The organism is Burkholderia sp. CCA53 (assembly GCF_001685525.1).
In the GTDB taxonomy this organism is placed as follows: Bacteria; Pseudomonadota; Gammaproteobacteria; order Burkholderiales; family Burkholderiaceae; genus Burkholderia; species Burkholderia multivorans.
The window spans coordinates 2,364,451-2,388,078 of the sequence record NZ_BDDJ01000001.1; the positions used below are offsets into that span (position 1 = coordinate 2,364,451).

Here is a 23,628-nt window from a genome sequence, read left to right on the forward strand (position 1 = left end):
AACAACATGACATCCATTCAACCGATCGAATCGTCGACGACGCTCGTCGAAGAGCGCAACACCGCGAAGACCGTCACCATCGGCATCCTGACCGCGGCGTTCGTGATCGCCGCCCCGCTCGTGATCGGCGCGGCCGGCGGCAACTACTGGGTCCGCGTGCTCGACTTCGCGATGCTCTACGTGATGCTCGCGCTCGGCCTGAACGTCGTGGTCGGCTTCGCCGGCCTGCTCGACCTCGGCTACATCGCGTTCTACGCGGTGGGCGCCTATACGGCGGCGCTGCTCAGCTCGCCGCACCTGACCTCGCAGTTCGAGTGGATCGCGGCGCTCGCGCCGAACGGGCTGCACGTGCCGTTCCTGATCATCGTGCCGATCGCGATGGCGCTCGCGGCGACGTTCGGCGTGCTGCTCGGTGCGCCGACGCTGCGGCTGCGCGGCGACTATCTGGCGATCGTCACGCTCGGCTTCGGTGAAATCGTCCGGATCTTCATGAACAACCTCGATCGTCCGGTCAACATCACGAACGGTCCGAAGGGGATCACGGGCATCGATCCGGTGCACGTCGGCGGCTTCAACCTGTCGCAGACGCACACGCTGTTCGGCTTCCAGCTGCCGTCCGTGTACATGTACTACTACCTGTTCGTGCTGTGCGCGCTGCTCGTGATCTGGGTCTGTACGCGCCTGCAGCACTCGCGTATCGGCCGTGCGTGGGCCGCGATCCGCGAAGACGAGATCGCCGCGAAGGCGATGGGCATCAACACCCGCAACGTGAAGCTGCTCGCGTTCGCGATGGGCGCGTCGTTCGGCGGGCTGTCGGGCGCGATGTTCGGTGCGTTCCAGGGCTTCGTGTCGCCGGAATCGTTCACGTTCTGGGAGTCGATCGTCGTGCTTGCGTGCGTCGTGCTCGGCGGCATGGGCCATATCCCCGGCGTGATCCTCGGTGCGGTGCTGCTCGCCGTGTTCCCGGAATTCCTGCGCTCGACGATGAGCCCGCTGCAGCACGCGCTGTTCGGCCACGACGTCGTCGATACCGAAGTGATCCGTCAGGCGCTGTACGGCCTCGCGATGGTCATCATCATGCTGTATCGCTCGGAAGGCCTGTGGCCCGCGCCGAAGCATGAGGACAAGATCGCGAAGCTGGCGAAGCGCAACGGCAAGAAGCCGGTGCGCGCGTAATCAACGGACAAGGGGATCCACACATGAGCGACAAGCAAATCCGACTGTCCGTGCAGGGCGTGAACAAGCGCTTCGGCGGGCTGCAGGCACTGTCCGACGTCGGGCTGCAGATCCGCGAAGGCGAGATCTACGGGCTGATCGGCCCGAACGGCGCCGGCAAGACGACGTTCTTCAACGTGATCACGGGCCTCTACACGCCGGACTCCGGCGAGTTCAAGCTCGACGGCCAGAACTACACGCCGACGGCCGTGCACCAGGTCGCGAAGGCCGGCATCGCGCGCACGTTCCAGAACATCCGCCTGTTCGGCGGGATGACCGCGCTCGAGAACGTGATGGTGGGCCGCCACGTGCGCACCAAGCACGGGCTGCTCGGCGCGGTGTTCCAGACGCCGGCCGAACGCCAGGAAGAGCGCGAGATCAAGGAACGCGCGATCGAGCTGCTCGAATACGTCGGCGTGCTGCAGTATGCCGACTACACCGCGCGCAACCTGTCGTACGGCCACCAGCGCCGGCTCGAGATCGCGCGCGCGCTCGCGACCGATCCGAAGCTGCTCGCGCTCGACGAGCCGGCGGCCGGGATGAACGCGACCGAGAAGGTCGAACTCACGCGTCTGCTCGACAAGATCCGCGCGGACGGCCGCACGATCCTGCTGATCGAGCACGACGTGAAGCTCGTAATGGGCCTGTGCAACCGGATGACGGTGCTCGATTACGGCAAGGTGATCGCCGAGGGTCTGCCGCAGGACGTGCAGAAGAATCCGAAGGTGATTGAGGCATATCTCGGCGCAGGGGTGCACTGATGGCAGCGGCAATGTTGAAAATCAAGGGCTTGCAGGTCAACTACGGCGGCATTCAGGCCGTCAAGGGCGTTGACATGGAAGTCCGTCAGGGCGAGCTCGTGACGCTGATCGGCGCGAACGGCGCAGGCAAGACCACGACGATGAAGGCCATCACGGGGCTGAAGCCGTACTCGGCCGGCGACATCGAATACGACGGCAAGTCGATCAAGGGCGTGCCGCCGCACGAGCTGCTCAAGCGCGGCCTCGCGATGGTGCCGGAAGGCCGCGGGATCTTCGCGCGGATGTCGATCGTCGAGAACATGCAGATGGGCGCGTATCTGCGCAGCGACAAGGAGCAGATCAAGAAGGACGTCGAGCGGATGTTCGGCTTCTTCCCGCGTCTGAAGGAGCGCGCGTCGCAGCTCGCGGGCACGCTGTCGGGCGGCGAGCAGCAGATGCTCGCGATGGCGCGCGCGATTCTCTCCAAGCCGAAGCTGCTGCTGCTCGACGAGCCGTCGATGGGGCTGTCGCCGATCATGGTCGAGAAGATCTTCGAAGTCGTGCGCGAGATCTCGAAGGAGGGCATCACGGTGCTGCTCGTCGAACAGAACGCGCGCCTCGCGCTGCAGGCGGCCGATCGTGGCTACGTGATGGATTCGGGCACGGTCACGATGGAAGGCGACGCGAAGCAGATGCTCGACGATCCGAAGGTGCGCGCCGCGTATCTGGGCGAATGAGCGAACACGTGGACGCGGCCGCCAGGCCGCGCCATGCGAGGGCTTTCGAAAGGCTGTCACGCGATGTCGTGACGGCCTTTTTTCATGTCGGGTGCCCGGCATCGAACTGTGTGCGCGATTCCGACTCCATTCGACGATCGTGCCGCGCATGCGGCACGGCAGGCGGCGCGCGGCTGTCGGCAAGCCGACACGCGCAGCGCGTAGCATGATGAGCCCCCTCGGCGCATGGAGAGCACGCATGAGTCTCGATTACGGTTTCGTAAAGGCGAAGGTGAAGGCCGTCGCAAGACTGAAGGGTTCACCGCACGGCGGCGAGACGCAGTATCACGTCCACCTGACGCTGGCCGTGCCCGGCGGCGACTGGGACGTCGCGATCAACGTCGGCACCAACGACGCGGACGATTTGCTGTATTACAAGCTCGTCTACGATTTCCATCATCCGGTCACGCAGACGCTCGCGGCCGCGCCGGAAGGCTATACCGATCTCACCGGGCAAAGCGCGCTGCCGGCGCTCGACTATCTGCGCAGCGACATCCTGAACGAAACGGGCACGTGGCGCGCGAGCGCGGTGATGGACGGCACCGAGCATCCCGAGCCGATCCCGTCGCTGCTGCGGCTCGTGAACGCCGCGCAGGCGGAGCAGTTCGACGTGGTCGTGTTCGGCCGCACGTATGCGCAGGGCAACGGGATACACGACACGCACATGAACCAGGGCTCGACGGGCCCGAACTACCTGCACCGCGCAGGCAACGACCATAACGATCACAACGACGTCTGGCAGGACGGCGCGCTGATCGTGCGCGTGAGCGATACGCAGTGGGCCGCCTATTTCGCCGCGTTCGAAAAGCAGGCCGTGCCGACCGACGCGCTCGGCAACCCGCTGCCGGACGCCGGGCCGATCACGCGCTGACGCGACGCTGCCGGCCGTCGCGTCAGGCCGCTGGCAGCGTCTTGCCGAACGAGATGCGCTCTTCGACGCGATAGCCGAGCGCCGCGTAGAAGCGGCATGCGTCGTCGTTGCCGGGCAGCACCTGCAGGTTGATCTTCGGGCAGCCGAGCGCGGCGAGCGCACGCTCGGCATGCGCGATCAGCGCGCGGCCGACGCCGAGCCGCCGCACGTCGTTGGCGACGCCGAACGAATAGAGCCAGCCGCGATGGCCGTCGAAGCCGGCCATCAGCGTGCCGACGACGCGCGTGCCGCAGACCGCGACGAAGAACAGCTCCGGCTGCGTCGCGAGCTTCAGCTCGATCGAGCGCTGCGGATCGCGGTGCGGCGGCGCGCCGGCCGCATCGTAATGCGGAAACGCGTCGCGCCACACCGCGAGCACGGCATCGGTGTCGGCGCGTTCGAACGGGCGGATAACGACGGCATCGGCGGCGGCATCCATCGGCGGGTTCTCCTCAGAGCGTGTCGAGCACCGACCGCAGCATCGCCATCATCTGGTCGATCTCGTCGGTCGTCACGTTCAGCGCGGGCATGAAGCGCAGCAAGTTCGGGCGCGCGGCGTTCAGCAGCAGCCCGTCGGGCTGCATGTCGCGCGCCTTCTCGACGATCTGCGGGCCGATGTCCTTGCCGAGCAGCAGCGCGCGCAGCAGCCCTTCGCCGCGTTCGCCTTCGAAGCCGCGCTCCTCCGACAGCTCGAGCAGCTTGCGCTTCAGGTATTCGCTGCGCGCACGCACGCCCTCGAGGAAGCCCGGCGCGACCAGTTGCGAGATCACCGAATGGCCGACCGCCGTCATCAGCGGATTGCCGTTGTACGTGCCGCCCTGATCGCCGGCTTCGAATACCGCGACGTCGGCCTTCGACAGCAGCGCGCCGAGCGGCACGCCGCCGCCGATGCCCTTGGCGAGCGTCATGATGTCCGGCTCGATGCCCGACAGCTCGTAGGCGAACAGCGTGCCCGCGCGGCCGCACCCGCTTTGCACTTCATCGACGATCAAGAGCAGGTTGTGCTGGCGCGTCAGCTCGCGCAGCGCGCGCATGAACTCGCGCGTCGCCGGAATCACGCCGCCTTCGCCCTGGATCGGTTCGAGCATCACCGCGACCGTCTTCTCGTTGATCAGCTTCTCGACCGACTCGATGTTGTTCAGCTCGGCCTTCGGGAAGCCCGGCACCTGCGGCGCGTACAGCGTGTCCCAGCCCGGCTTGCCGCTCGCCGACATCGTCGCGAGCGTGCGGCCGTGGAAGCTGTGATCGAACGTGATGATCTCGTACGCGCCGTTGCGGAACTTGCGGCCCCACTTGCGCGCGAGCTTGATCGCGCCTTCGTTCGCTTCGGCGCCGCTGTTCGTGAAGAACACCTTGTCGAACACGCTGTGCTGCGTGAGCAGATCGGCAAGCTTCGCCATCGGCTCGTTGTAGAACGCCGGCGACGGATTCAGCAGCTTCTCGGCCTGCGACTTCAGCGCTTCGACGATCCCTTCGTTGCAGTGCCCGAGGCTGTTGACGGCCCAGCCCTGGATGAAGTCGAGATAGCGCTTGCCCGTGTGATCGTAGAGCCAGGACCCCTTGCCGTGCGTAAACACGATGTCGGGGCGGTTCGTGATGTACATCAGCGAGTCGATCGGGTAATCGTTCAGGGGCATGGCAGCAGACTCCGGCGGACGTGGAAACGGAAACGGGCAATAAAAAAGCCACGGAATGCCGTGGCTGGTGGATCGAACAGCTTGTGCGTAACCGGTGAAGCGGGGCGGGTTACGCGCGAGTCCGTGACGAGCCGGCGGCATCCGGGCGGAGCGGCGAGCGGCGACGTCGGAGAGCGGACAGGAAGCGGTTCATGTGCGCAAGCATAAGGCATCCCGCGCCCGACTGTAAACCGCCGCGATGCCACGCATGTGACATCGCGACGCGCGGCGGCGCGGGCCGGCGCCGGACTCAGACCGGATGCGCGAGATCGGCGGCGCTCGTGAACGAGTCCGCGTAGAACTCGTCGGCGGGCAGGCCGTGGTGCTGCGTGAAGTCGCGCTGCGCGGACTCGACCATCACCGGCGCGCCGCACGCGTAGACCTGGTAGCCCGACAGGTCGGGCAGATCTTCGATCACCGCGCGGTGCACGAAGCCGGTGCGGCCCGTCCACTGATCGGCGTCGTCCGGCTCGGACAGCACGGGCACGTACTTGAAGTTCGGGATCTCGCGCGCCCACTGCTCGGCGAGCTCGCGGAGATAGATGTCCTTCTTGCGGCGTGCGCCCCAGTAGAGCGTCATCGGCCGCGTGATGCCGGCGTGCTTGACGTGCTCGATGATCGCCTTGATCGGCGCGAAGCCCGTGCCCGATGCGAGCAGCACGATCGGCTTGTCGGAGTCTTCGCGCAGGAAGAACGTGCCGAGCGGGCCTTCGAAGCGCAGGATGTCGCGCTCCTTCATCGCGCCGAACACGTGATCGGTGAACTTGCCGCCCGGCATGTGGCGGATGTGCAGCTCGACCGGGCCTTCCTCGTGCGGCGCATTGGCCATCGAGTAGCTGCGGCGCGAGCCGTCCTTCAGGATGAATTCGATGTACTGGCCCGCGAGATACTGCAGACGCTCGTTCGCCGGAAGCTGCAGCTTCACGACCATCACGTCGTCGGCCTTGCGTTCGAGCGCGGCGATCCGGCACGGCAGCTTCTTGACCTGCACGCCGTCGACGCCCGCGATCTCGCGCACGTCGATCTCGAGATCGCATTGCGCCGTCGCGCAGCAGAGCAGCGCGAGGCCGCGCGTGCGCTCGTCGTTCGACAGCGCCGACGCGGCATGCGGGCCCTGTTCGATCTGCCCCGACACGATCTGCCCCTTGCAGGAGCCGCACGCGCCGTTCTTGCAGCCGTACGGCAGATGGACGTTCTGGCGCAGCGCGGCCGCCAGCACGGTTTCGTCCGACTCGACCTGGAATTGCCGGCCGCTTTGCTTGAGAGTGACGTTGAATGCCATAGAACCAACTAGAACAAAATGTGGGGACCGTGCATGTCGCACACGGCAGCTACAATGCAAATCCGTTGCGCGCCGCGCAACGGTGGCTACTGATCTCGCAACCAACATGATCGCGACTCGAATCCTGCGCCGGCCGCGCGTGCTGGTCGTCGGCTGCGGCGACGTCGGACTGCGGTGCGTCGCGCAATGGCGCGCCACGCGCCGCGACCTGCGGATCGTCGCGCTGACGAGCCATCCGGCCCGCCGCGACGCGCTGCGCGCGGCCGGCGCGACGCCGATCGTCGGCGATCTCGACCGGCCGCGGACGCTGCGCCGGCTCCGCGGTCTCGCACGGACGATCCTGCACCTCGCGCCGCCGCAGCCCGACGGCCGCGACGATCGGCGCACGCGCGCGCTCGTCGCCGCATTGACCATGCCCGCGCGGCGGCGCCTGCCGCAGCCCGCGACGGGGCGGCTACGCCGGCTGCGCGCCGCGCAAGGCCCGCTGCAGGCGCCCGCGCGCAAAGCGCGTATTGTACCCGACGGCCTTCGCGCGCCGCGGCTCGTGTACGCGAGCACGACCGGCGTTTACGGCGATTGCGGCGGCGCGCGCATCGACGAAACGCAGCCGCTGCGCCCGGCGAATCCCCGCGCGTTCCGGCGCGTGTCGGCCGAGCGGCAACTGCGTGCGGCGACGGTGCGCGGCGTGCTGCTTGCATCGATCGTGCGGATTCCGGGCATCTATGCGGCGAACCGGCTGCCGCTCGCGCGGCTCGAACGCGGAACGCCCGCGCTCGAGCCCGCCGACGACGTCTACACGAACCACGTCCACGCCGACGATCTCGCGGCGATCCTGCGCCGCACGGCACAGCGCGGCCGGCCCGCGCGCGTCGTGCACGCGTCGGACGACAGCGAACTGCGGATGGGGGAGTATTTCGACCGCGTCGCGCACGCGTTCGGCCTGCCGCCGCCGCCGCGGATCAGTCGTGCGGACGCCGAGCGGCAGCTCGAACCGACGCTGCTGTCGTTCATGCGCGAGTCGCGGCGCCTGTCCAATGCGCGGCTCAAGGCCGAATTGTGCGTGAGCTTGCGCTATCCGACCGTAGACGATTTCCTTCAAACGCTGGCGCCGCGCGGCGCCTCACGTGAGCGCGGGTAGCGCCTCGATCAGCAGGAAGCACATCAGCGCGCCGAGCAGCGCGCCGATCAGGTTCGGGTGGTAGCGGTGCTTCGCGCGCATCGCGGCCAGCAATCCGCCGATTGCGACGGCGCCAAGGATCGCGAACGCGATCATCACGTATGACTGAGTGGTTTGCATGACGTCTCCCCTGCATCGCTGCTCGTACAGCTTGTGATTTCAGTATAGCGGGGGATCCGCCGCGCACGGTGGGGCGCAAGGGCGAACGGTCGTGCGGATTTTCCCTTACAGGGTTTTGACGGGATTGCGCAGCGCGGCGAGCTCGGCTTGGCCGAGCCAGCGCCATGCGCCGGGCGCGAGGTCGGCGGGCAGCGCGAGGCCGCCGACGCTTTCGCGGTGCAGCGCTTCCACGCGGTTGCTGGCCGCCGCGACCATGCGCTTCACCTGATGATATTTGCCTTCGAGGACGGTCAGCGCGAGCGTATGCGGATCGCGCGCGTCGGCGGCGACCGCCGCGACCGGCTTCGGCTCGCCGTGCAGCTGCACGCCGCCGCGCAGCGCGTCGAGCTGCGCGGCATCGAGCGCGTGGCGCACGGTCGCGACGTAGGTTTTCGGCACCTTGCGCTTCGGCGACGTGTACGCGTGCACGAACTGCCCGTCGTCGGAGAGCAGCAGCAGCCCGGTCGTGTCCTGGTCGAGCCGGCCGACGCACTGCACGCCGCGCGCGACCAGCGGCGCGGGCAGCAGGCTGAACACGCTCGGATGATGCTGCGGATCGCGCGAGCATTCGTAGCCCGCCGGCTTGTTCAGCACGACGTACGCGCGCGCATGGAACGGCCACGGCGTGCCGTCCACGGTGAAGACGAGGCCGTCGGTGTCGAGTTCGGCGTCCGGGTCGGTCGCCGGCGCGCCGCCGATCGCGACGCGGCCCGCTTCGATCAGCCCGCGGCACTGGCGGCGCGAGCCGAAGCCCTGCGTGTAGAGAATGCTTTCGAGATCCATAGCGCGCGCATTCTATCAAGCGGCACGCGCGCACCGGCATGAAGCCGTGCGCGCTGGTAAGCTGCGCATCACGTTCGTTCACTCCCGACCGAGAATCCATGCGTTTCGATCCCCGTCTGCTCGGCCGCCGCGCGGCCGCCGTCCTGTTTGCCGCAACCGTTTCCTCGGCTGCGTTCGCGCACGCGCACGTCGCGAAAAGCGATCCGGCCGCCAATGCCGTGCTTGCCGCCGCGCCGGCCGCCGTGACGATCGACTTCACCGAAACGCTGGAACCGGCGTTCAGCTCGATCGTCGTCGTGGACGGCGGCGGCAAGACGGTGTCGGACGGGCGTGCCCGCGTCGATGCGGGCGACCGCAAGCGGATGACCGTGCCGCTGAGCGCACTCGGCGCCGGCGCGTACACGGTGAAATGGGTGGCCGTCGCGACCGACGGACACCGCACGCAGGGAAGCTACGCTTTCAGCGTGAAATAGGAAGCGCGCGGCGCACCGCCGCGTTCGCCATCGTCTCGTCCGACCCGGAGGCTCGCATGAACCCGACGACGCTCGATGCACTTGCCGATTTCCCCCGTCTGCTCGAAGCCCACTTCGCGGCCGTGCCGGACGGCTATGCGCGCTGGACGCCGGACGACTGGACCGGCATCCCGAGCGAACGCTTCTCGCCGCTCGGCCAGCTGTGCCATGTGCGCGACATCGAGATCGACGGCTATCACGTGCGGCTGCAGCGCATGCTCGACGAAGACCGGCCGCTGCTCGTGTCGGTCGATGGCGATGCGCTCGCGATCGAGCGGCGCTACGACGCCGCGTACGCATCGGACGTGCTCGCGACGTTTCGCGACGCGCGCCGCACGACGCTCGAGATCGTGTCGCGTCTCACGCCGGAGCAGTTCGCGCGCACGGGCGAATTCGAAGGCTACGGCCCGCTCACCGTACGCGGGCTGCTGCATTACCTGTGCAGCCACGATCAGCAGCATCTCGCGGGCATGCAATGGCTGCTCGGCAAGATCGACGCGCAGCGTCACGCGCGCTGAGCGCAACGCCGTTTTTCCGCGCCGGTCGGTGCGATCGCGCACCGTTCGGCGCCGCCGCCGGCCGCCTGCTGCGATTGGGCGGCTTTTCTGGATAATCCATCCAGCCGCGGCCGGCTGACCGCGGCGGCGCGCATGCCTAAACTCGGAGCTTCTTCAACCGGAAAGGAGTCAACCGTGGCCACTCACACGCTCGCAGACAAGGTCGTCCTGATCGCAGGCGGCGCGAAGAACCTCGGCGGCCTGATCGCGCGGGATCTCGCGAGCCACGGCGCAAAGGCCGTGGCGATTCACTACAACAGCGCGGCGACGCGCGCGCAGGCCGACGAGACGGCCGCCGCGGTGCGCGCCGCCGGCGCGCAAGCCGACACGTTCCAGGCCGACCTGACGACGGCCGCCGCGGTCGCGAAGCTCTTCGACGACGTGAAGCAGCGCTTCGGCAAGATCGACATCGCGATCAACACGGTCGGCAAGGTGCTGAAGAAGCCGATCGTCGAGATCGACGAGGCCGAGTACGACGAGATGTTCGCCGTGAACAGCAAGTCGGCGTTCTTCTTCATCAAGGAAGCCGGCCGGCATCTCGAGGATCACGGCAAGCTCGTCACGCTCGTCACGTCGCTGCTCGGCGCGTTCACGCCGTTCTATGCGGCGTACGAAGGATCGAAGGCGCCCGTCGAGCACTTCACGCGTGCGGCCGCGAAGGAATACGGCGCGCGCGGGATCTCGGTGACGGCCGTCGGTCCGGGCCCGATGGATACGCCGTTCTTCTATCCGGCCGAAGGCGCCGATGCGGTCGCGTATCACAAGACGGCGGCCGCGCTGTCGCCGTTCAGCAAGACGGGGCTGACCGACATCGAGGACGTCGTGCCGTTCATCCGCCATCTCGTGACGGACGGCTGGTGGATCACGGGCCAGACGATCCTGATCAACGGCGGCTATACGACGAAGTAAGCGACGAAGTAGGCGACCAAGTACGCGCCGGATACCGCGCGGCCGCGCCATACTGGGCGGTTTGCGTGGACAATCGAGAGGCGTGCGGGCATGCCCGCGCGCCTTTTTCGTTTTCGGCGCCGGCGGCGCACGCAGCCACATGGACAAGCTCGATCAGGTCAGGATCTTCCTTCAGGTTGCCGAGATGGGCAGCTTCATCAAGGCGGCGCACGCGCTCGACGTGCCGCGCGCGACGGTGTCGGCGGCCGTCCAGCAGCTCGAGGCGGCGCTCGGCACGCGGCTGCTGCATCGCACGACGCGCCAGGTGCAGCTGACCGCCGACGGCACGGTGCTGCTCGAGCGCGGCCGGCGCCTGCTGGCCGAAGCCGACGAACTCGACCGGCTGTTCCGGCGCCGCGACCGCGACGTGATCGGCCGGCTGAATGTCGACGTGCCGAGCCGGATCGCGCGCCGCGTGATCGCGCCCGCCCTGCCGGCGCTGTTTCGCCGCCATCCGAAGCTGCAGCTGTCGCTCGGCTCGACCGACCGGTCGATCGATCTCGTGCAGGAGGGCGTCGACTGCGCGATTCGCGTCGGGCGGCTCGCGGACAGCAGCCTCGTCGTGCGCCCGCTCGGGCAGTTCGCGCTGATCAACTGCGCAAGCCCCGACTATCTGCGCGAGCACGGCGTGCCCGAGCACCCCGACGCGCTCGCGCACGGACACTGGGCGATCGGCTATGCATCGCCGACGACGGGGCGCGAGGTCGATTGGGAGTACGGTACGGACGCGGGCCGGCACACGCTGACGCTGCCGAGCCGCGTCGTCGTGAACAACGCGGAAACGTATATCGCGAGCTGCATCGCCGGGATGGGGCTGATCCAGATCCCGCGTTTCGACGTCGCGCATCTGCTCGAGAGCGGCGCGCTCGTCGAAGTGATGCGCGCGCATCGACCCGCGCCGATGGATGTCTCGGCCGTGTATCCGCATCGCCGCCATCGGTCGCGGCGGCTCAACGCGTTCGTCGAGTGGTTCGGCGAATTGATGGCCGATGCGCTGACGGAGCGTGTCGCCGACGCGGATCGCGACTGACGGCGCGGTACGGCACGATCCGGCGCAATACGACACGCGACGCGATGCCCGCGGCAACACGCGCACCGCATCACGCCATTCAGCGCGGCATGGCCGCGAACTGCCGCGTGCGACCGGTGTCCCGCACCGCATCGATCAGTGCCGCACCGACGCCGTTCGGTTTCGACGCGAATGCGTAAAACCGCGCGGCCGGCAACGCGGGCAGGCCGTCCGCCGGCCCGCATGTGCGCAGTCCGGCGCGCAGCTGGCTGCGTGCGAGTGCCGTGACCGCGAAGCCCGCGAGCGCGGCCGACACGCAGCCCGCCATGCTGCCGCTTTCGAACAGCACGCGAAACGGGCGCAGCGACGCGGCGAGCGCCGACACGGCCGCGTCGCGATACACGCACGGCTCGGGGAACAGCGCGAGCGGCACTTCGCGGTCGCGATCGAGCGTCGCGTCGGCCGCGAACGCCCATTCGAGCGGCTCTTCCCACAGCAGTTCGCCGGCCGCCTCGACCTGCCGGCACTGCTTGCCGAACACGACGTCGAGCCGGCCGAGCGCCTGCTCGCGCAGCAGCGACGCCGTGATCCCGACCTTCAGTTCGATCGATGCATACGGATCGCGATCGCGAAACGCGCGCAGCACCTGCGGCAGCCACGCGGCTGCGAAGTCCTCGGACGCGCCGACGCGCAGCCGCCCGTGTGCGGGCGCGCCGCGCAGGCGCGCGCGCACCTCGCGCTCCATGTCGACGATGTTGCGCGCATACGCGTACAGCGTGTCGCCGGCCGGCGTGAGCGCGATCCGCCGCGTGGTGCGTGCGAGCAGCACGGTACCGGCCGCCTGTTCGAGCCGCTTGATGTGGCCGCTGACCGCGGACGGCGTCAGCGCAAGCCGTTCGGCGGCCGGCGCGAAGCCGCGGCTGTCGACGACTTCGAGAAAGGTGCGCAGCAGCGCAATGTCGAGCGACGTCGACGCGGGATCGGTCAGCGGTTCCATCGGCCAATTCAACATGAAATGTGATGAGTGATCGATGATACTCCGTGAATCGTGACGAAATGCGGGCTTACCATCGAACGATCCGATCGACGGGGGCACACGATGACTGCCTACGCCCATGCGACCACTGCGTCGCTCGACATCGCCTATCTCGAATGGAATCCGCGCGGCCAACGTGCGGCCGTGCTGCTGCATGGCTGGCCGGACAGCGCCGTCGGCTGGACGCCGGTCGCCGAAGCGCTCGCCGCGCGCGGCTATCGCGTGCTCGCGCCCGCACTGCGCGGTTTTGCGCCGACGCGGTTTCGCGATGCGTCGGTGCCGCGCAGCGGGCAGCTCGCCGCGCTCGGCCGCGACGTGCTCGAGTTCGCCGATGCGCTCGGTATCGAGCGGCCGGTGCTGGTCGGGCACGACTGGGGCGCGCGGGCGGCCGCCAACGCGTGCGGGCTGCGCGACGGCGCCGCCTCGCATCTCGTGATGCTGTCGGTCGGATACGGCACCAACGATCCGCACCAGCCGCTGTCGCTGCAGCAGGCGCGCAACTACTGGTACCACTGGTTCCTCGCGACGGCCCGCGGCGAGCAGGCGCTGCGCGACGATCGCCGCGCGTTCGCGCGCCTGATGTGGGATACGTGGTCGCCGCCCGGCTGGTATCGGCCCGACGAGTTCGACGCGGCCGCCGTCGCTTTCGACGGACCGGACTGGATCGACGTCGTGCTGCACTCGTACCGGCATCGCTGGGGCTTCGTGCCCGGCACGCCGGCCTATGCGGACGACGACGCGCGGCTGAATCCGGCGCCCGTGCTGTCGGTGCCGACGCTCGTGCTGCATGGCGGCGCGGATACGTGCAATCACCCGGACAGCTCGGCGGGGCGCGAGCGGTTCTTCAGCAGTCGCTACGAGCGGCAGCTGCTCGACGGCGTCGGGCATTTTCCGCAGCGCGAGGCGCCCGCGGCCGTCGCGGATGCGATCCTCGCGTTCTGCGCGCAGCGTTGACGCGCCGCGATCAGCACATCCCGCCGTTCGCGCGCAGGATCTGACCGTTGATCCACGCACCGTCCGGGCCGGCGAGGAAGGCGACGACGCCCGCGATGTCGCCGGGCTGGCCGATCCGTTCGAGCGGATTCATCTTGGCGAGCCGCTCGATCTGCTCCGGGCCTTTGCCGCGCAGGAACAGCTCGGTCGCGACCGGTCCCGGCGCGACGGCGTTCACGCGAATCGCGCGCCCGCGCATCTCCTGCGCGAGCACCTGCGTGAGGCTTTCGACGGCCGCCTTGCTCGCGACGTAGACGCCGTAGGTCGGCAGGCGCGTGCCGATCACGCTCGTCGACAGATTCACGATGCGGCCGCCGTCGCGCACGCGCTTCGCCGCCTCGCGGCATACGTTGAACGTGCCTTTCAGGTTGATCGCGATCGTCTCGTCGAATGTGGCGTCGTCGAAGTCGGCGATCGGCGCGAGCTTCATCACGCCGGCGCTGTTGACGACGACGTCGATCCCGCCGAACGCGCGCGTCGCCGCGTCGAACAGTGCGGCAACCGCGTTCGCGTCCGCGACGTCGGCCTGCACGGCGAGCGCCTCGCCGCCGGCCGCTGCGATCGCGTCGACCACCTCGCGTGCGGCGTCGCCGTTGCCCGCGTAGTTGACGACGACCTTGAATCCGTCGGCCGCGAGACGGCGCGCGATTTCCGCGCCGATTCCGCGCGACGCACCCGTGACGACGGCGACCTGGTTCGATGTGTTCATGTCCTGCTCCTTGTTCGCGGATGCCGGCCGGGCCGGCGACAGGACCAATGTAAGCCGCCGCAGCCAATAAAAATAATGAATAATGCTCAGATCATGAATGACAAAAAGTACGTCTGATGCGATTCGACAGCAGGCTTTTGAGCGGAATCGGCGTGCTGTCGGCCGTGATCGAGGCCGGCAGCTTCGCGCGCGCGGGCGAAGCGATCGGCCTGACGCAGCCGGCGGTGAGCCGCGCGGTGGCGCGGCTCGAGGAGCGGATCGGGATCCGGATCTTCAACCGCACCGCGCGCGCGATCACGCTGACCGACGAAGGGCGACGCTTTTACGAAGCGGTCGCGCCGCTGCTGGCCGGCATCGAAGATGCCGCGCTCGACGCCGGCCGCGCGAAGGAGAAGGTGAGGGGGCGGCTGCGCGTGAACGTCGACGGCACCTTCGGCCACTACGTGCTCGCGCCGAAGCTGGCCGCGTTCCTCGAGCGCTTTCCGGATCTGTCCGTCGAGATCAGCGTGCGCGACCGGATGGGCGACCTCGTCGCCGACGGTTTCGACGTCGCGGTGCGCTTCGGCGTGCCGGAGCCGTCGTCGTACCGCGCACGGCTGCTGCTCGAGACGCGCGTGCTGACCTGCGCGTCGCCTGCGTACGTCGCTCGCCACGGCGAACCGCGGCATCCGCGCGACCTCGCGGATGGCCATCGCTGCGTGCTGATCCGCGATCCGGTCACGGGGCGGCCGTTCGAATGGGAATTCCATCGCGGCGGCGAGGTGGTGCCGTTCGCGGCGGCCGGCCGGCTGATGGTCAACGATACCGGTTCGCTGCTCGGTGCGTGTCTCGGCGGGGCGGGCGTCGCGCAGCTGCTCGAGCTGTACGCGCGCGACATCGTGTCGGAAGGGCGGCTGACGCTGCTGCTGCCGGACTGGACCGACGAGACCTTTCCGCTCTACGCGTACTACCACGCGTCGAACCTCGTGTCGGCGAAGGTGCGCGTGTTTCTCGATTTCGTCCGCGAGCTGACGAACTGAGCGCGGCCGCGCGCGGACGGCGCGGATAAAGAAAAAGCCCCGGTCGTCGACACGGGGCTCGATGCGGGTGCGTCGCGGTGCGAGCGCGTGGTGGAGGCAGCCGCCGCGCGCTGGTGTTGCGGCGGGGAGAAGCTGCGCTTCCGTTGTCTGGTGCCCAGGGCCGGAATCGAACCGGCACGCCTTGCGGCGGGGGATTTTGAGTCCCCTGCGTCTACCAATTTCACCACCTGGGCTTGTTCGGACCGCGCATGCGATCGTGCGCGGCGAAACGCGGATTATGGCCGAAAACCGCGCGCCGGGCAAGCCGCGCGGCCGCGCCGTCACTGGCTCAGATAGACGAACTGCCCGTGCCTGACGATCCCCATCACGCTCGCGCGCTGGTCGAGGCCTACGTGGTCCTTGTCGCTCGTATTCACGACGCCGTTCGGCACGACGAGCTCGTGCGCGCGCTCGAGCTCGCGCCGCAGCGCAGCCCGGAAGGCGGGCGTGCCGGGCTGCGCGAGCTTCACCGCGCGCCCGACCGCATCGGCGAGCCGTGGATAGACGCCGGCCGCATCGCCCGCGAACTGCGTGACCGTGCCGGTGCCGTACTTCGCCTCGTACGCGTCGACGAATGCGAGCGCGGCCTTGCGCGCCGGATGGTCGGCCGGCAGCGTGCGCGCGACGACGACCGGCTGCGTCGGAAACAGCGTGCCGTCGACGTCCTTGCCGCCGAGCTTGATGAACTCTGGCGTCGCGATCCCGTGCGTCTGGTAGATCGGCCCCTTGTAGCCGCGCTCGATCAGCGTGCGCTGCGGCAGCACGGCCGGCGTGCCCGAGCCCGCAATCAGGATCGCGTCGGGTTTCGCCGCGATCAGCTTCAGCGCCTGGCCGGTCACGCTCGCGTCGGTGCGGTTGAAGCGCTCGGTCGCGACCACGCGGATCTTGCGCAGCTCGGCGAAGCGCGTGAACTCGTTGAGCCAGCTGTCGCCGTAGCTGTCCGCGAAGCCGATGAAGCCGACCGTCTTCACGCCGTGGTTCGCCATGTAGCGCGTCATCACGTCGGCCATCGCGCGGTCGCTCTGCGCCATCTTGAACGCCCAGGTGCGCGCGCCTTCCTGCGGGTCGACGATCGCGCCCGAGCCGACCAGCGTGATCATCGGCGTCTGCCCGGCCGCGACCGCGTCGAGCGCCGCGAGGGCGGCCGGCGTGATGTTCGGCCCGACCACGACGTCGACGTGATCCTCGTCGACGAGCTTGCGGATATTGCGCACCGCGGCGCCCGGGTCGGACGCGTCGTCGAGCACCGTCACCTGCAGCGGCTGCCCCGCGATCGTCTTCGGCCACATCAGGATCGCGTTCTTGCTCGTGATGCCGATCGCGGCGGCGGGGCCGGTCGACGACAGGTCGACGCCGACCTTCAGGTCGGCATGCGCGGTCGCGCACGCGAGCACGAGGGCGGCGCCGGCGGCGCGGCGCAGCAGGGCGGAAAGCGTCATGCGGGATTCTCCGTCGAGCAACAAAAAGGGGCGCGATATGCGCCCCTGTCGTTATACACGCGGCTCAAAGCTCGTACGATTCGGATTCGCCCTTGAGCGCCTGCTCGATCAGCTTGCGGTTCAGCGTCGGCGACAGCAGTTCGACGAGCGTATACACATAGCTGCGCAGATACGCACCCTGTTTCAGCGCGACGCGCGTCACGTTGCTGCCGAACAGATGGCCGACCGGGATCAGCCGCAGGTTGCGGTCGCGCTCGGGATTGAAAGCGATGTCGGCCATGATCCCCACGCCGAGGCCGAGCTCGACGTAGGTCTTGATCACGTCCGCGTCGATCGCCTCGAGCACGATGTCCGGCGACAGCCCGCGCAGCGCGAACGCGTGATTGATCTTCTTGCGGCCCGCGAACGCGTCGTCGTACGTGATCAGCGGATACTGCGCGAGATCGTCGAGCGTGACCGGCTTGCGTTCGAGCAGCGGGTGATCGGGCGGCACGACGGCCGCGTGATGCCACTGAAAGCAGGGCAGCGACACGAGCTCCTTGTAGTCGGCGATCGCCTCGGTCGCGACCGCGAGATCGGCCTGGTCGTGGATCACCATCTCGGCGACCTGCGTCGGGCTGCCCTGCAGGATCGACAGATGCACCTTCGGGAAGCGCTTCTTGAACTCGGCGATCGCGGCCGGCAGCGAATAGCGCGCCTGCGTGTGCGTTGCCGCGATCGTCAGGTTGCCCTGATCCTGCGCGGCGTAATCTTTTCCGACCCTTTTAAGGCTTTCGACTTCCTGCAGAATCCGCTCGACCGACGCGAGGATGATGCGGCCCGGCTCGGTCAGCGAGCGCACGCGCTTGCCGTGGCGCGTGAAGATCTCGACGCCCAGTTCGTCTTCCAGCTCGATGATCGCCTTCGAGACCCCCGGCTGCGACGTGTACAGCGCCTTGGCGGCCTCGGTGAGGTTGAAATTCTGCCGGACGGCCTCGCGCACGAAGCGAAATTGGTGCAGGTTCATTTATAACCCTTCCGCATATCAACAGAATTTTTTAGTCGTTTGAAATATAAGGCGAGTTTATTACGATTCACCGGAGTTTTTCAAATATGGATATCTGTTTTCGTCATTAGCAATCCACCGGGCAGCGGAAGGCCGGCGGCAGGCGGAACGGAGATTCGGGCGCGACGTGGCTAGGACGTCGCGCGGTCACCACGAAAACCCTGGGGTCCCCGAATGTATCAGTACGACCAGTACGACCAGACGATCGTCGACGAGCGTGTCGCGCAGTACCGCGATCAGGTGCGCCGCCGGCTGTCGGGCGAATTGAGCGAAGACGAGTTCCGCCCGCTGCGCCTGCAGAACGGCCTGTACATGCAGCGCCACGCGTACATGCACCGCATCGCGATTCCGTACGGCAACCTGCGCAGCGACCAGCTGCGGATGCTGGCGCGCATCGCACGCGAGCACGATCGCGGCTACGGCCATTTCTCGACGCGTTCCAACATCCAGTTCAACTGGATCAAGCTGGAAGAAACGCCCGAGATCCTCGCGAAGCTCGCGTCGGTGCAGATGCACGCGATCCAGACGTCGGGCAACTGCATCCGCAACATCACGGCCGACCAGTTCGCCGGTGTGGCACAGGACGAAGAGATCGATCCGCGTCCGTGGGCCGAGATCCTGCGTCAGTGGTCGACGTTTCATCCGGAATTCGCGTGGCTGCCGCGCAAGTTCAAGATCGCGGTATCGGGCTCGAAGCACGACCGCGCGGCCGTGCAGATCCACGATCTCGGCGTGTATCTGAAGAAGAACGCGCAGGGCGAAGTGGTCGCGAGCATCCTCGCGGGCGGCGGCCTCGGCCGCACGCCGATCGTCGGCGCGGTGATCAAGGAAGACCTGCCGTGGCAGCACCTGCTCACGTACTGCGAAGCGGTGCTGCGCGTGTACAACCGCTACGGCCGCCGCGACAACCTGTACAAGGCGCGCATCAAGATCCTCGTCAAGGCGCTGTCGCCGGCGAAGTTCGCGCAGCAGGTCGAGGAAGAGTGGCAGCACCTGAAGGACGGCCCGTCGACGCTCACGCAGGCGGAAGTCGATCGCGTGTCGCAGTACTTCCGGCCGCCCGTCTACGAAAAGCTCGCGGACACCGATGCCTCGTTCGAACAGCATCTGCTCGAGAACAAGGCGTTCGCGCGCTGGGTCGAGCGCAACGTCGCGCCGCACAAGGTGCCGGGCTATGCGGCCGTCACGCTGTCGCTGAAGAATCACCGCGCGGCGCCCGGCGACGCGACGGCCGAGCAGATGGAGCAGGTGGCCGACTGGGCCGACGCCTATTCGTTCGGCGAGCTGCGCGTGTCGCACGAACAGAACCTGATCCTCGCGAACGTGAAGAAGCGCGACCTGTTCGCGATCTGGGAAAAGGCGAAGGCCGCCGGTTTCGCGACGCCGAACATCGGGCTGCTGACCGACATCATCGCGTGCCCGGGCGGCGATTTCTGCTCGCTCGCGAACGCGAAGTCGATCCCGATCGCGCTCGCGATCCAGCAGCGCTTCGACGATCTGGACTACGTGTACGACCTCGGCGACCTGTCGCTGAACATTTCCGGTTGCATGAACTCGTGCGGTCACCACCACGTCGGCAACATCGGCATCCTCGGCGTCGACAAGGACGGCGCCGAGTGGTACCAGGTGTCGCTCGGCGGCGAGCAGGGCACGGGCCAGAACGGCGCGCGCCTCGGCCGCGTGATCGGCCCGTCGTTCTCCGCCGAAGAAGTGCCCGACGTCGTGTCGACGCTGATCGACACGTTCGTCGAAGCGCGCATCGACGGCGAACGCTTCATCGACACGTACGATCGCATCGGCATCGCGCCGTTCAAGGAGCGCGTGTATGCCGCGCGCCAGGCCGTGAACGCGTAACCAACCGGGTAGAAGGAATTTGCAGATGGCTTCGATTATCAAGAACCGCGCAGTGATCGACGACGCATGGCAGGTCGTGCGCGCGGCGGAAGACGGTGCGCTGCCCGCGGTCGATGCGCTGCCGGCCGGCAAGGTGCTGGTGCCGTTCGCCCTGTGGCAGGCCGAGCGCGCGGCGCTCGTCGCCGCGAAGACGAAGGACGAACTGGGCGTGTGGCTCGCGCCGGACAGCGAACCGGCCGATCTCGCGCCGGACTTCGACGCGATCTCGCTGATCGCGGTGGACTTCCCGCGCTTCGCGGACGGCCGCGGCTACAGCATTGCGCGGCTGCTGCGCGAGCGCTACGGCTGGACCGGCGAGCTGCGCGCGATCGGCGACGTGCTGCGCGACCAGTTGCTGTACATGTCGCGTTGCGGCTTCGACGCGTTCGCGGTGCGCGCTGACAAGGACATCCACGATGCGCTGAACGCGTTCGGCGAATTCACGCAGCGCTATCAGGGCGCGTTCGACGAGCCGGCGCCGCTGTTCCGTCGCCGCGCAGCGACGGCCGACGTAGCGACGTCCGCTGCCAAGGTGAGCGCATGAGCAACGCGACCGCCACCGCGCTGACGCCCGAACTCGCCGCGAAGGTCGAGCGGCTCGATGCGCTGCTCGCGCAGATCGCCGCGCGTCATCCGAACGTGAAGCTCGCGAGCAGCCTCGCCGCGGAGGACATGCTGCTCACGCACGCGATCCTGTCGAAGGGTCTCGCGATCGGCATCTTCTCGCTGAACACGGGCCGCTTGCATGCCGAGACGCTCGGCATGATCGACCGCGTGCGCGAGCGCTACGGGTACGAGATCGAGCAGTTCCACCCGCAGCAGGATGCGGTCGATCGCTATGTCGCCGAGCACGGACTGAACGCATTCTACGAAAGCGTCGAGCTGCGGAAATCGTGCTGCCACATCCGCAAGGTCGAGCCGCTGAACCGTGCGCTCGCCGACGTCGATGCGTGGGTCACGGGCCAGCGCCGCGAGCAGTCGGTCACGCGTGCCGAGCTGCACGAGGAAGAGCAGGACGAGGCGCGCGGGATCGCGAAGTACAATCCGCTCGCCGACTGGACCGAGCGCGACGTGTGGGCGTACCTCGACGCATTCGGCGTGCCGGTCAACCCGCTGCATGCGCGCGGCTATCCGAGCATCGGCTGCGAGCCGTGTACGCGTGCGATCCGTCCCGGCGAGGACAGCCGCGCGGGCCGCTGGTGGTGGGAGTCGCGCGACACGAAGGAATGCGGTCTGCACATCGCGATCACGCCGATTCCCGCAAGCGCCGACGCATCGCACTGAAGCCCGAACGACAAGATCGAATATTGCGCCGCTCGCGACAGCGGGCGGCACGAACCCAGAAGAGAAGGACCGAAACCATGAGCACGACGCTCGAGCAATCCGCCTTTGCCCCGCCCACCGGCGCCGACAGCCGCATGGGCCATCTCGACTGGCTCGAAGCCGAGTCGATCCACATCCTGCGCGAGCTGGTCGCCGAATGCAGCAAGCCGGCGCTGTTGTTCTCGGGCGGCAAGGATTCGGTCGTCGTGCTGCACCTCGCGCTGAAGGCGTTCGGTCTCGGCGCGAACCGCAAGACCACGCTGCCGTTCCCGCTGGTCCATATCGACACGGGCCACAACTACGACGAAGTGATCGACTTCCGCGATCGCCGCGCGAAGGAGATCGGCGCCGAGCTGATCGTCGGTCACGTCGAGGACTCGATCAAGCGCGGCACGGTCGTGCTGCGCCGCGAGACCGATTCGCGCAATGCCGCGCAGGCCGTCACGCTGCTCGAGACGATCGACGCGCACGGCTTCACCGCGATGATCGGCGGTGCGCGCCGCGACGAGGAGAAGGCGCGCGCGAAGGAGCGCATCTTCTCGTTCCGCGACGAATTCGGCCAGTGGGATCCGAAGGCGCAGCGTCCGGAATTGTGGAGCCTGTACAACGCGCGCCTGCACAAGGGCGAGCATCTGCGCGTGTTCCCGATCTCGAACTGGACCGAGCTCGACGTGTGGCAGTACATCGCGCGCGAAAACCTCGAGCTGCCGTCGATCTACTACGCGCATCGCCGCGAGATCGTCCGCCGCAACGGGCTGCTCGTGCCGGTCACGCCGCTCACGCCGATGCGCGAGGGCGAGACGAGCGAGATCGCGCAGGTGCGGTTCCGCACGGTCGGCGACATTTCCTGCACCTGCCCGGTCGAGAGCGACGCCGACGACGTCGAGAAGATCATCGCCGAGACGGCGGTGACCGAGATCACCGAGCGCGGCGCGACGCGGATGGACGACCAGACGTCGGAAGCCGCGATGGAACAGCGCAAGAAGCAAGGCTATTTCTGAAGCACACGGGGACATTCACATCATGAGCATCATCGAGAACACCGAAGACCTCGGCGTGCTGCGCTTCATCACCGCGGGCAGCGTCGACGACGGCAAGAGCACGCTGATCGGCCGCCTGCTGTACGACAGCAAGGCCGTGCTGTCCGACCAGCTGTCCGCGCTGTCGCGGGCCAAGAACAAGCGCACGGTCGGCGACGAGCTCGACCTCGCGCTGCTGACCGACGGGCTGGAAGCCGAGCGCGAGCAGGGCATCACGATCGACGTCGCGTATCGCTATTTCGCGACGGCCAAGCGCAAGTTCATCATCGCCGACACGCCGGGCCACGAGCAGTACACGCGCAACATGGTGACGGGCGCGTCGACCGCGCATGCCGCGATCATCCTGATCGACGCGACGCGCGTGACGGTCGAGAACGGCGTTGCCGAACTGCTGCCGCAGACGAAGCGCCACAGCGCGATCGTGAAGCTGCTCGCGCTGCAGCACGTGATCGTCGCGATCAACAAGATGGACCTCGTCGACTACAGCGAAGCGCGCTTCAACGAGATCCGCGACGCGTACGTCGCGCTCGCGAAGCAGCTCGGGCTGACCGACGTGCGCTTCGTGCCGGTGTCGGCGCTCAAGGGCGACAACATCGTCGGCGCGAGCGAGCGCATGCCGTGGTATGCGGGCGAGCCGCTGCTCGACGTGCTCGAGTCGCTGCCGGTCGCGACGCAGGCGCACGATGCGCTGCGCTTCCCGGTGCAGTGGGTCGCGCGTCAGGACGGCAGCTCGGCCGACGACTTCCGCGGCTACATGGGCCGCATCGAGTCGGGCGAGGTGAAGGTCGGCGACGAGATCGTCGTGCTGCCGTCGAACCGTCCCGCGACGGTCGCCGAGATCATCGCGCCGGTGCCGGGCGGCACCGCGGCCGTGCCGCACGCGTTCGCGGGTCAGACGGTGACGATCCGTCTCGACCAGGACGTCGACGTGTCGCGCGGCGACATGTTCGTGACGGCCGCCGAGCCGGTCGCGCCCGCGAAGAAGCTCGAGGCGGACCTGTGCTGGTTCGACGAGACGCCGCTGTCGCCGCAGCGCAAGTACCTGCTGAAGCAGACGACGAGCACGGTGTTCGCGAAGATCGGCGGCGTCAAGCAGGTGCTCGACGTGCATACGCTGTCGCACGCGACCGACCGTCAGGACCTGAAGATGAACGACATCGGCCGCGTCGCGCTGACGCTGCAAAAACCGATCGTGTGCGACACGTACGACGCGCATCCGGGCACGGGCGCGTTCGTGCTGATCGACGAGGCGACCCATCATACGGTCGCCGCAGGGATGATCCGGGCGTTTTCGGCGTAACCGGCATCGCGCTGCCGCCACGCGGCGGCGCGCGCCGGTAGCGTCGCC

The 23,628-nt window shown here is 67.9% G+C and carries 25 protein-coding genes and 1 tRNA gene; 16 read left to right on the plus strand and 10 right to left on the minus strand.

Annotated features, from left to right (window positions below; translation table 11 throughout):
- Window positions 1-6: 6 nt before the first annotated feature.
- The 4 genes from BCR55_RS10975 (at window position 7) to BCR55_RS10990 (ending at window position 3,602) form a co-directional block, all read left to right on the plus strand.
- Window positions 7-1,176 (plus strand): ABC transporter ATP-binding protein, encoded by a 1,170-nt coding sequence (locus BCR55_RS10975; RefSeq protein ID WP_006398551.1) that lies wholly within the window; start codon window positions 7-9, stop codon window positions 1,174-1,176.
- 23 nt (window positions 1,177-1,199) lie between these two features.
- A complete protein-coding gene (locus tag BCR55_RS10980) occupies window positions 1,200-1,976 on the plus strand; it encodes an ABC transporter ATP-binding protein (protein WP_006398552.1) in 777 nt (258 codons plus the stop codon).
- Complete coding sequence (locus BCR55_RS10985; protein ID WP_012212865.1) at window positions 1,976-2,692, plus strand: ABC transporter ATP-binding protein; 717 nt, start codon at window positions 1,976-1,978, stop codon at window positions 2,690-2,692. Before BCR55_RS10980 ends, BCR55_RS10985 begins: the two co-directional genes overlap by 1 nt.
- 238 nt (window positions 2,693-2,930) lie before the next feature.
- Window positions 2,931-3,602, plus strand: coding sequence for a DUF2278 family protein (locus tag BCR55_RS10990; protein WP_053296940.1), 672 nt, complete (start codon window positions 2,931-2,933; stop codon window positions 3,600-3,602).
- 22 nt (window positions 3,603-3,624) lie between these two features.
- Here BCR55_RS10990 and BCR55_RS10995 read toward each other — a convergent pair whose 3' ends face one another.
- The 3 genes from BCR55_RS10995 to BCR55_RS11005 all read right to left on the minus strand — a co-directional run bounded on the left by BCR55_RS10995 (window position 3,625) and on the right by BCR55_RS11005 (window position 6,599).
- A complete protein-coding gene (locus BCR55_RS10995) occupies window positions 3,625-4,080 on the minus strand; it encodes a GNAT family acetyltransferase (protein ID WP_006405869.1) in 456 nt (151 codons plus the stop codon).
- 13 nt (window positions 4,081-4,093) lie between these two features.
- Window positions 4,094-5,278 carry an acetylornithine transaminase gene (locus BCR55_RS11000; RefSeq protein ID WP_053296941.1) on the minus strand — a complete coding sequence of 395 codons (1,185 nt, stop codon included), beginning with the start codon at window positions 5,276-5,278 and terminating at the stop codon, window positions 4,094-4,096.
- Between the two features lie 289 nt (window positions 5,279-5,567).
- A complete protein-coding gene (locus BCR55_RS11005; protein WP_053296942.1) occupies window positions 5,568-6,599 on the minus strand; it encodes a CDP-6-deoxy-delta-3,4-glucoseen reductase in 1,032 nt (343 codons plus the stop codon).
- Between the two features lie 106 nt (window positions 6,600-6,705).
- Here BCR55_RS11005 and BCR55_RS11010 point away from each other — a divergent pair, with 106 nt between their 5' ends.
- A complete protein-coding gene (locus BCR55_RS11010) occupies window positions 6,706-7,737 on the plus strand; it encodes an NAD-dependent epimerase/dehydratase family protein (RefSeq protein ID WP_006405866.1) in 1,032 nt (343 codons plus the stop codon).
- On the opposite strand, the gene BCR55_RS33010 is transcribed toward BCR55_RS11010, so the two are convergent.
- Together BCR55_RS33010 and BCR55_RS11015 are read right to left on the minus strand one after the other, a co-directional pair.
- Window positions 7,720-7,896, minus strand: coding sequence for a hypothetical protein (locus tag BCR55_RS33010; protein WP_035488641.1), 177 nt, complete (start codon window positions 7,894-7,896; stop codon window positions 7,720-7,722). The genes BCR55_RS11010 and BCR55_RS33010 overlap by 18 nt on opposite strands.
- A gap of 105 nt (window positions 7,897-8,001) precedes the next feature.
- Window positions 8,002-8,718, minus strand: a complete 717-nt coding sequence (locus BCR55_RS11015) for a pseudouridine synthase (protein ID WP_006405864.1) — start codon at window positions 8,716-8,718, stop codon at window positions 8,002-8,004.
- Between the two features lie 98 nt (window positions 8,719-8,816).
- Here BCR55_RS11015 and copC point away from each other — a divergent pair, with 98 nt between their 5' ends.
- The 4 genes from copC (at window position 8,817) to BCR55_RS11035 (ending at window position 11,765) form a co-directional block, all read left to right on the plus strand.
- Window positions 8,817-9,191, plus strand: a complete 375-nt coding sequence (gene copC / locus BCR55_RS11020; protein ID WP_006405863.1) for a copper homeostasis periplasmic binding protein CopC — start codon at window positions 8,817-8,819, stop codon at window positions 9,189-9,191.
- 56 nt (window positions 9,192-9,247) lie between these two features.
- Window positions 9,248-9,748: a DinB family protein gene (locus BCR55_RS11025; protein ID WP_053296943.1), complete on the plus strand. Its 501-nt coding sequence runs from the start codon at window positions 9,248-9,250 to the stop codon at window positions 9,746-9,748.
- A gap of 174 nt (window positions 9,749-9,922) precedes the next feature.
- A complete protein-coding gene (locus BCR55_RS11030; protein ID WP_006398564.1) occupies window positions 9,923-10,696 on the plus strand; it encodes an SDR family oxidoreductase in 774 nt (257 codons plus the stop codon).
- Between the two features lie 139 nt (window positions 10,697-10,835).
- Window positions 10,836-11,765, plus strand: coding sequence for a LysR family transcriptional regulator (locus BCR55_RS11035; RefSeq protein ID WP_053296944.1), 930 nt, complete (start codon window positions 10,836-10,838; stop codon window positions 11,763-11,765).
- Between the two features lie 79 nt (window positions 11,766-11,844).
- Here the strand turns inward: BCR55_RS11035 and BCR55_RS11040 are convergent, their stop codons facing one another.
- Window positions 11,845-12,741 (minus strand): LysR family transcriptional regulator, encoded by an 897-nt coding sequence (locus BCR55_RS11040; RefSeq protein WP_006405857.1) that lies wholly within the window; start codon window positions 12,739-12,741, stop codon window positions 11,845-11,847.
- A 102-nt stretch (window positions 12,742-12,843) separates the two neighbouring features.
- Here BCR55_RS11040 and BCR55_RS11045 point away from each other — a divergent pair, with 102 nt between their 5' ends.
- Window positions 12,844-13,734, plus strand: coding sequence for an alpha/beta fold hydrolase (locus BCR55_RS11045; RefSeq protein ID WP_053296945.1), 891 nt, complete (start codon window positions 12,844-12,846; stop codon window positions 13,732-13,734).
- A 10-nt stretch (window positions 13,735-13,744) separates the two neighbouring features.
- Here BCR55_RS11045 and BCR55_RS11050 read toward each other — a convergent pair whose 3' ends face one another.
- Window positions 13,745-14,482, minus strand: a complete 738-nt coding sequence (locus tag BCR55_RS11050; protein ID WP_053296958.1) for an SDR family oxidoreductase — start codon at window positions 14,480-14,482, stop codon at window positions 13,745-13,747.
- Window positions 14,483-14,598: 116 nt separating this feature from the next.
- Here BCR55_RS11050 and BCR55_RS11055 point away from each other — a divergent pair, with 116 nt between their 5' ends.
- Complete coding sequence (locus BCR55_RS11055; RefSeq protein ID WP_006405854.1) at window positions 14,599-15,501, plus strand: LysR family transcriptional regulator; 903 nt, start codon at window positions 14,599-14,601, stop codon at window positions 15,499-15,501.
- A gap of 148 nt (window positions 15,502-15,649) precedes the next feature.
- Here the strand turns inward: BCR55_RS11055 and BCR55_RS11060 are convergent.
- The 3 genes from BCR55_RS11060 to BCR55_RS11070 form a co-directional block, all read right to left on the minus strand.
- Window positions 15,650-15,734, minus strand: a tRNA-Leu gene (locus BCR55_RS11060).
- Between the two features lie 87 nt (window positions 15,735-15,821).
- On the minus strand, window positions 15,822-16,979 hold the full coding sequence (locus BCR55_RS11065; RefSeq protein WP_053296946.1) for an ABC transporter substrate-binding protein: 1,158 nt from the start codon (window positions 16,977-16,979) through the stop codon (window positions 15,822-15,824).
- Between the two features lie 64 nt (window positions 16,980-17,043).
- Window positions 17,044-17,985, minus strand: a complete 942-nt coding sequence (locus BCR55_RS11070; protein ID WP_006398571.1) for a CysB family HTH-type transcriptional regulator — start codon at window positions 17,983-17,985, stop codon at window positions 17,044-17,046.
- A gap of 213 nt (window positions 17,986-18,198) precedes the next feature.
- Here BCR55_RS11070 and BCR55_RS11075 point away from each other — a divergent pair, with 213 nt between their 5' ends.
- From BCR55_RS11075 to BCR55_RS11095, 5 genes are all read left to right on the plus strand, one after another.
- Complete coding sequence (locus BCR55_RS11075; RefSeq protein ID WP_006405852.1) at window positions 18,199-19,878, plus strand: nitrite/sulfite reductase; 1,680 nt, start codon at window positions 18,199-18,201, stop codon at window positions 19,876-19,878.
- Between the two features lie 25 nt (window positions 19,879-19,903).
- Window positions 19,904-20,461, plus strand: a complete 558-nt coding sequence (locus BCR55_RS11080) for a DUF934 domain-containing protein (RefSeq protein ID WP_006405851.1) — start codon at window positions 19,904-19,906, stop codon at window positions 20,459-20,461.
- Complete coding sequence (locus BCR55_RS11085) at window positions 20,458-21,201, plus strand: phosphoadenylyl-sulfate reductase (RefSeq protein ID WP_006398574.1); 744 nt, start codon at window positions 20,458-20,460, stop codon at window positions 21,199-21,201. The genes BCR55_RS11080 and BCR55_RS11085 overlap by 4 nt, the downstream gene beginning before the upstream one ends.
- Window positions 21,202-21,278: 77 nt before the next feature.
- The gene (cysD, locus tag BCR55_RS11090) at window positions 21,279-22,241 is read left to right on the plus strand and encodes a sulfate adenylyltransferase subunit CysD (protein WP_006405850.1); all 963 of its coding nucleotides are present in this window, start codon (window positions 21,279-21,281) and stop codon (window positions 22,239-22,241) included.
- Between the two features lie 22 nt (window positions 22,242-22,263).
- Window positions 22,264-23,580: a sulfate adenylyltransferase subunit 1 gene (locus BCR55_RS11095; protein WP_006405849.1), complete on the plus strand. Its 1,317-nt coding sequence runs from the start codon at window positions 22,264-22,266 to the stop codon at window positions 23,578-23,580.
- Window positions 23,581-23,628 lie beyond the last annotated feature (48 nt).